The 6,813-nt window shown below is 56.0% G+C and carries 7 protein-coding genes and 1 pseudogene; 4 read left to right on the top strand and 4 right to left on the bottom strand.

What is annotated here, in order from left to right; genetic code table 11:
- Positions 1 to 68: 68 nt before the first annotated feature.
- Positions 69 to 344 (bottom strand): annotated as a pseudogene (locus ENI00_RS11540) (LLM class flavin-dependent oxidoreductase); the annotation flags it as partial.
- A gap of 179 nt (positions 345 to 523) precedes the next feature.
- On the opposite strand from ENI00_RS11540, the gene ENI00_RS11535 reads away from it, so the two are divergent.
- The gene (locus ENI00_RS11535; protein ID WP_304102301.1) at positions 524 to 1,279 is read left to right on the top strand and encodes a putative 4-mercaptohistidine N1-methyltransferase; all 756 of its coding nucleotides are present in this window, start codon (positions 524 to 526) and stop codon (positions 1,277 to 1,279) included.
- Positions 1,280 to 1,284: 5 nt separating this feature from the next.
- On the opposite strand, the gene nfsA is transcribed toward ENI00_RS11535, so the two are convergent.
- The 3 genes from nfsA to ENI00_RS11520 form a co-directional block, all read right to left on the bottom strand.
- A complete protein-coding gene (gene nfsA / locus ENI00_RS11530; RefSeq protein ID WP_304102298.1) occupies positions 1,285 to 2,022 on the bottom strand; it encodes an oxygen-insensitive NADPH nitroreductase in 738 nt (245 codons plus the stop codon).
- Positions 2,023 to 2,024: 2 nt separating this feature from the next.
- The gene (locus ENI00_RS11525; RefSeq protein WP_304102295.1) at positions 2,025 to 3,017 is read right to left on the bottom strand and encodes an MBL fold metallo-hydrolase; all 993 of its coding nucleotides are present in this window, start codon (positions 3,015 to 3,017) and stop codon (positions 2,025 to 2,027) included.
- Between the two features lie 95 nt (positions 3,018 to 3,112).
- Complete coding sequence (locus tag ENI00_RS11520) at positions 3,113 to 3,907, bottom strand: enoyl-CoA hydratase-related protein (RefSeq protein WP_304102291.1); 795 nt, start codon at positions 3,905 to 3,907, stop codon at positions 3,113 to 3,115.
- 155 nt (positions 3,908 to 4,062) lie between these two features.
- On the opposite strand from ENI00_RS11520, the gene ENI00_RS11515 reads away from it, so the two are divergent.
- Genes ENI00_RS11515 through ENI00_RS11505 form a run of 3 tightly spaced genes read left to right on the top strand, consistent with a single transcriptional unit; the run spans position 4,063 to position 6,802 of the window.
- Positions 4,063 to 4,878 (top strand): ABC transporter ATP-binding protein, encoded by an 816-nt coding sequence (locus ENI00_RS11515; RefSeq protein ID WP_304102288.1) that lies wholly within the window; start codon positions 4,063 to 4,065, stop codon positions 4,876 to 4,878.
- Complete coding sequence (locus tag ENI00_RS11510; protein ID WP_304102285.1) at positions 4,879 to 5,757, top strand: branched-chain amino acid ABC transporter permease; 879 nt, start codon at positions 4,879 to 4,881, stop codon at positions 5,755 to 5,757.
- 1 nt (position 5,758) lies between these two features.
- Positions 5,759 to 6,802 carry a branched-chain amino acid ABC transporter permease gene (locus tag ENI00_RS11505; RefSeq protein WP_304102282.1) on the top strand — a complete coding sequence of 348 codons (1,044 nt, stop codon included), beginning with the start codon at positions 5,759 to 5,761 and terminating at the stop codon, positions 6,800 to 6,802.
- Positions 6,803 to 6,813 lie beyond the last annotated feature (11 nt).

Raw genomic sequence — 6,813 nt, 5'->3', positions numbered from 1 at the left:
GCTCTATGGATGGCCTTTGGAATGCGGGCGAACGGGCGGCGGTGAAAGATTTCCTCGCGCTCCAATTACTTGGCGATGCCCAAGGGTGGATGATTGGGCAGCATCACGCCGCCCGAGCCCACCCGGATGGTTTGGGTTTTGCCGGCGATGTGGCCAATCAGTACGGAGGTGGCAGAGCTGCTGATGCCTTCCATATTGTGGTGTTCTGCTAACCAGAAGCGCTTGAAACCGAGCGATTCCGCGTGCTGGGCATAAGCCACGCTGTTTGCCAGTGTGGTGCCTACAGAATCACCTTCGCGAACCGACGCGAGTTCCAGCAGTGAGTAGTCAGGGGATTGGTTCATGAGGCTCCCGGCCATGACCTTCGTGAGTATGCCCAACGATATGGAGCTTCACGGCAAGTGTTTCAACCTTTGCTGTCAAATCTTCGCAGTGCGCACTTGCAATGCCGGCTTCGATTCTTCTGCCGGTGGTTTCCCGTTGTATGATGGAATTCCGACACGTGCCTTTGGAGGCTGAGTAAATGCGACCGAGTGGTTATTACGAAAACGATACGACGCTTGCCCAGTATTGCGAGTTCAATTACGGAGAGCAGTGGCATGGGGAGTCGAATTTCCCGAGGGAGCTGGCGCTGGCGTGTATTGATGCCATGAATGGTCGAACCATGGGCAGGGCGCTGGATATCGGCTGTGCCTGTGGTCGATCCACCTTCGAGCTGGCGAGGCAGTTTGAACATGTGGATGGGGTCGACTTCTCGGCCAGCTTTATCCAGAAATGTGTGGAAATGGCGGAGCAGAAATTTGTCCGCTATGAGCGTCCGGAAGAGGGCGATCTCGTGAGCTACCATGAGCGCACATTGGCGGACCTGGGGCTGGACCGAACCGTGGATAAGGTGGCTTTCCATCAGGGCGATGCCTGCGACCTGAAACCTCAGTTCAGCGGTTACGATCTGGTGCTCGCGGCCAACCTGATTGATCGGTTGTATAAGCCATCGACCTTCCTGACAAGGATACATGAGCGGGTCAATGGGAGCGGTTTACTGGTCATTGCCTCGCCTTATACCTGGCTTGAGGAATACACCCCCAAAGAAGAATGGGTTGGCGGGTTTCAGCGCAACGGTGAAGACTACACAACGCTGGATGGCCTGCGGGACACGCTCGAACCCCACTTCCGCATTGTCGGCAAGCCTCGCAGTTTACCGTTTGTAATTCGCGAGACTCGCAACAAGTTTCAGCACAGTCTTTCGGAACTGACCGTGTGGCAGAAAGTCAGTCCCTGAACAGCTCACTCCATCCTGAAGCCCTTTCCGTGCAGGAAGTCTTTCATGTGCGGGCGCAGTTTGCTGGTGAACAGGGGTTTCAGTTGCTCTGACCAGTTGGTGTCTTTATTGCCGCCGGTGCGCTCCAGATAATACGTGTTCATGGTCGCGTCGAAGTCTGCTACCTGGGCCTCATCCTGTTCGTCCTGGTAATAGTCTTCCTTGAGAATGGTTTCGGCTGGCAGACGGGGTTTAACTTCCGGGCGCTGGTCAGGGTAACCGAGGCACATCCCGAACACCGGGTACACGTGTTCCGGCAGATGGAGGATCTCGCTGATTTCAGCAGGGTTATTCCGGATACCGCCGATGTAGCAGAGCCCCAGGCCTTCTGATTCCGCGGCAATGGCTACATTTTGCGCCATCAGTGCGGTGTCGACACTGGCGACCACCAGTTGTTCTGTCATGCCGCGAACGACGTCTGCCCCCGCCCTTTCTGCGGCTCCCGTGGAGCGTTTCATATCGGCGCAAAACACCAGAAAATCCGAACACTCGGCAATGTAAGCCTGCCCGCCGGCGAGCTCTGCAATCTTTTGCCGGTTTTGCGGGTTCACCACATGGATCACCGAATAGGCCTGAACGTGACTGGACGTGGCCGCACTCTGTCCGGCACGGATGAGCTCCACAAAAAGCTCCCGTGGAATCGCCTGATCCGTGAACTTCCGGATAGAGCGATGTGATTTCAGTAGTTCAATGGTCGGGTTCACGGTTATTCACCTGCTTCATAGTTTGCAGGAATGAACTCGTACCCTTGACCGGCTTGCGTAAGGTGACCAAGGCCGGGGAAAGACAAGTGCGCCGAGCCCACCAGATAGCCCGCGTCTGCGGCACGTTCAAATTCGTTTACCCGCGCGCTGACCGCATTATCGCTGTTGGTGTCGAACTGGATGGCAATATCCGGTTCCGGGAACTGAACAGCGGCGACGTGGATCAGGTCACCCCATAGCATCAGGATATTGCCGTCGCTCTCCACTTTATAAAGGGTATGGCCCGGGGTATGACCCTTGGCTTCGATGGTCGAAATGCCTGGCAGAATTTGACCATTACCGTCAAACGCTTCGAACTGGCCGGCTTCGACATAGGGGTTCAGGGATGCCATGGCGCCCTTGAAGAAACCCTTTGCGCCTTCTGCTGCCGCATTCAGTTTTTCCTCGCTCAGCCAGTAGTCCGCATCGTCCTGGTTGGCACGGATCGTGGCGTTGGGGAAGACGATTTTGCCATCGGAGATCAGACCGCCCACATGATCGGGGTGCATATGGGTAAGGTAAATTTCATCCACCTGGCCCGGCTCGTAACCGGAAGCCTTCATATTGTTCGCGAGGTTGCCGAGGGTTGGGCCAAACAGGCTGCCGGCGCCGGTATCAATCAGCACCAGTTTGTTGCCCGTGTTGATGAGGTATCCGTTGACGGAGGTAGGCAGCGGAGCCGAGAGGAAGTTGTCTGCGAGCCTTTCCTGGACATGCTCTTTGGTGGTGTTCAGCAGCAAGTCGTCAACCGGCAATTTGACGGTGCCGTCAGACAGGGCCGTGACCTCGAAGCTACCAAGCATCATGCGGTAGTAACCCGGCGCCTGTTTTTCGGCCATGGGGGTCGCCGCCATAACGGAGCCGGAAAGTAGAGTACCGGCAAGAGTAGCGGCCAAAGTGCCTGTAAGAGCCGCCAGGCCCAGTGAACGGTGGATAATCTGCAAACGGTGTTTCATGGGAACATTCCTGTTTTGGTTAACACGTTTCTGAATAAGAATGCTGAACGCTTACGGACGGATGAGCAAGGTAGATTCAATTGGATGGATTTCAGTTACCGGCCGGAAAAAAAGGCGGGTCGCTTGGCGAGGAACGCTGATACGCCTTCTGCGAAGTCGGCTGTTTCGGTGGCCGTCAGAAACGCCTGTCGCTCGGCTTCCAGATGGACCTTGAGTGGGCTGCCATGGGCATCGTCCACCAGTCGACGGAATGCACCAAAAGCCCGGGTCGGTCCATTGGCAACGCGATGGACGGTAGCCGCCAGAACCTCTTCAAATTTTGCCTCCGATGACACCTCGGTTACCAAACCCAACTGTTTTGCTTCGATTGCGCTCAGGGTTCGCCCAAGCATCATCATTTCCGTAGCGCGTGCCGATCCGATTTTGTGGGGCAGAAACCAAGTGCCACCACAGTCAGGTACCGTGCCTATCCCGTTGTAGGCAATCAGGAATCGGGCGTTCTCCTCGGCGACGACCAGGTCTGCCATCAACGCAAGGCTCAAACCCGCGCCAGCTGCTGCACCCTTAACGCCTGCGATCACCGGGGCATCCATGCTTCGCAACTGAAGAATGGCCGGAATCAGCGCGTCAAGCATTCCGTTCACCGCGTTACGGGCCTGATCGGGGGAACCAGACATGCTGGCCACATCGCCCCCCGCCATGAAGGCACGCCCGGAGCCGGTAAGGACAACGCAGCGAAGCCCTGCGGTGCGAGCCAGATCCTGAATTGCATGGCGAAAGGCCCGGGCCATGGGAACGTTGATGGCGTTAAGAACCTCCGGCCGGTTAAATGTCAGGGTGGCTACGCCGGTTTGTTCATTAAACGCCGAGATCACCGGGTTGTCTGTCATGGTTGGGAACTCCGTTGCTGAGAGTAGTGGTCAGAGCATTTTTGAGAGTGTCTTGGTTTTTATGGCAGGAATAGGCTATTTTAACTCAAGTTCAGGGGTTTAGCCTGACGTTTACGTAAACAACAATAACCATAATCGCAAGCGTGCGGGGAATAATGCCCAATATCCTCGAAATTAATAATTTATCCCTGTCGTTCGGCGGTGTGAAAGCGCTGCAAGACGTGAGCTTCCGGGTGCCGGAGAACGCCGTCACCACCGTGATCGGCCCGAACGGCGCCGGCAAGACCTCGCTATTTAACTGCATCTCCGGTTTTTACAAACCCCAGCAGGGCACCATCCGTTATCAGGGCGATGTGCTCGCGGGCATTAAACCGCCGGCCCGCGCTGCCATGGGCCTTGCACGAACGTTTCAGAATATAGCGTTGTTCCGGGGAATGACGGTGCTCGACAACATCAAACTCGGTGCCCACGTACACATGAAAAGTGGCCTGCTGGGTTCCCTGGCTTATTTTGGTGCCACACGCCGAGAGGAAATGGCGGTGCGCAGGGATGTTGAGAAACACATCATCGATTTCCTTGAAATTGACCACATACGGCGCCAGTCGGTCGCCAGTCTCTCCTATGGTCTTCAGAAGCGGGTAGAGCTGGCCCGCGCGTTGGCGATGCGGCCAAAGGTATTGATGCTCGATGAACCCGTTGCGGGAATGAACCGGGAAGAAAAAGAAGATATGGCCAGGTTCATTCTTGATATCCGGGAAGAATGGGGCGTAACCGTGCTGATGGTGGAGCACGATATGAGCATGGTTATGGATATTTCCGACCACATTGCCGTGCTCAACTTTGGCCGGGTTATTACGGAGGGCTTGCCTGCGGAGGTGCAAAATAATCCTGAAGTCATCGAGGCGTATCTGGGCACCAGCGATATGGACAGCCTGCGCAAGAAGCTGAACCCCGAACGGGAGGTGGCTTGAATGGACTGGTTATTTTTTGGGGAAATCAGTCTGGCGGGTCTGGCCATGGGCGGCCTTTATGCACTGATTGGTCTGGGATTTGTCATCATTTACAAAGCCACCCGGGTCATCAACTTCGCCATCGGCGAGATCATGATGTTCGCGGCCTACTTGTTCCTGACCTTCGCCGGGGGCATGGAGATGTCACCCTGGGTTGCCCTGCCGCTGGCCGTGCTTGGCGGGAGCGTTCTGGGTGGCGTCATCGAAAAAGTGATGATTCGTCCCATGCTGGGAGAATCACCCATTGCGGTGGTCATGGTCACGATTGGCATCGCCAGCATTCTGGTGGGGCTGGTCGAACTGGTGTGGGGGGCTGATCCGCAGCTTCTTCCCGGCTTCCTTCCCCGTAAGCCGGTGTTCATCGGTGAAATGTATCTGGCGCCTAAAATTGCTTACGGCTTTCTCATTGGTGCCGCACTGCTCATCGTTTATCTGCTGTATTTTCGTTTTTCCCGCGGTGGCGTGGCGCTGCGGGCCACCGCCTCTGATCAGGCTGCCGCCTATTCCATGGGCATCAACGTGCGCCGGGTGTTCAACATGGCCTGGGTGTTTGGCTCCCTGGCGGCGTCGCTTGCGGGCGTGCTGGTAGCCGCGACGGGAGGGCTTAGTCCGCAGTTTGGTGCCATCGGCCTGAGTGTTCTGGTGGTGGTGATTGTGGGAGGGCTCGACAGCATTGTTGGAGCGCTGATTGCGGGCGTTTTTATTGGCTGGCTGGAAACTGTGGCAGGCGCATACCTGGGTGGCGAGTACCGTATGCCGGCAACGTTTGCGGTATTAGCCGTGATTCTGGTGCTGCGGCCCTACGGTCTTTTTGGCACCCACGAAATAGAGCGAGTGTAGGATGCGCATTGGTGACGCCAAACAGAGTTACGAAGCCGATGAGGCCATCTGGACAAGCTCTACCCAGAAAATCTGGTTTGCCTGTTTTCTGCTAGCGCTTGCGGTTTTTCCTTTCATGGCCGATGCCTATTTTTTGTACATGGGCTGCCTGGTGGGCATTGCGGTGATCAGTACAACAGGGCTTAACATCCTGACCGGATTTACCGGGCTGATTTCTCTCGGGCAGGCGGGTTTTATGGGTGTGGGTGGCTACACCGTCGCCTGGATGTCGATAAACACTGAGCTGCCTTTCCCGATAACGCTTTTGTTTGCCGGCTTGCTTGCGGCCGCGGTGGGTATTCTTGTTGGGCTTCCATCCCTCAGGGTGAAAGGGCTTTATCTGGCCATTGCGACCCTGGCCGGCAGCGTTTTCCTGCATTTCATTTTTGCTGAATGGGAGTCTGTTACCGGCGGTATGGGCGGGCTAAGCCTGGAGCCGGCGCATTTTTTCGGTTTCACGTTCCAGAGCGATTTCCGGATGTACTTTATCATCGTGCCGCTGGCGGTATTGATGGTGCTCGGGGCTAAAAATGTGTTCCGCACCCGCACTGGCCGGGCGTTTATCGCCATTCGGGATCGGGACATTTCGGCCGAAATACTGGGTATCAATCTGCTGCGTTACAAGCTCATGTCCTTTGCGCTCAGTTCGTTTTATGCCGGTGTGGCGGGCGGTCTGTTTGCCTATTTCTACCGGGTCGTCACGCCGGAGAGCTTCCCGCTCTCCATGTCCATTTTCTATCTGGCGGCCGTTATTGTGGGGGGTATGGGTAACTTGCTGGGGGGCATTCTCGGGGCCGCCTTCATGACGCTGATCCCAGAGGCGCTTGGTTTGCTGACGGCAGCCCTCACACCGTTCTACCCAAACGCCCCGATATTCATGTCGCCGATGCTCGAAATTATTTTCGGTGCACTGATTGTGGGCTTTCTTATCTTTGAACCGCACGGGCTGGCGGAGATCTGGCACCGAATACGGCGCTTTTTCAGTTTATGGCCCTTCCGAAACTAGTGGATTTAACA

It is taken from the genome of Marinobacter antarcticus (assembly GCF_011049865.1).
GTDB lineage: Bacteria > Pseudomonadota > Gammaproteobacteria > Pseudomonadales > Oleiphilaceae > Marinobacter > Marinobacter antarcticus_A.
The sequence above is the reverse complement of the archived record's forward strand: the minus strand, read 5'-3'. Positions and strand labels throughout refer to the sequence as shown.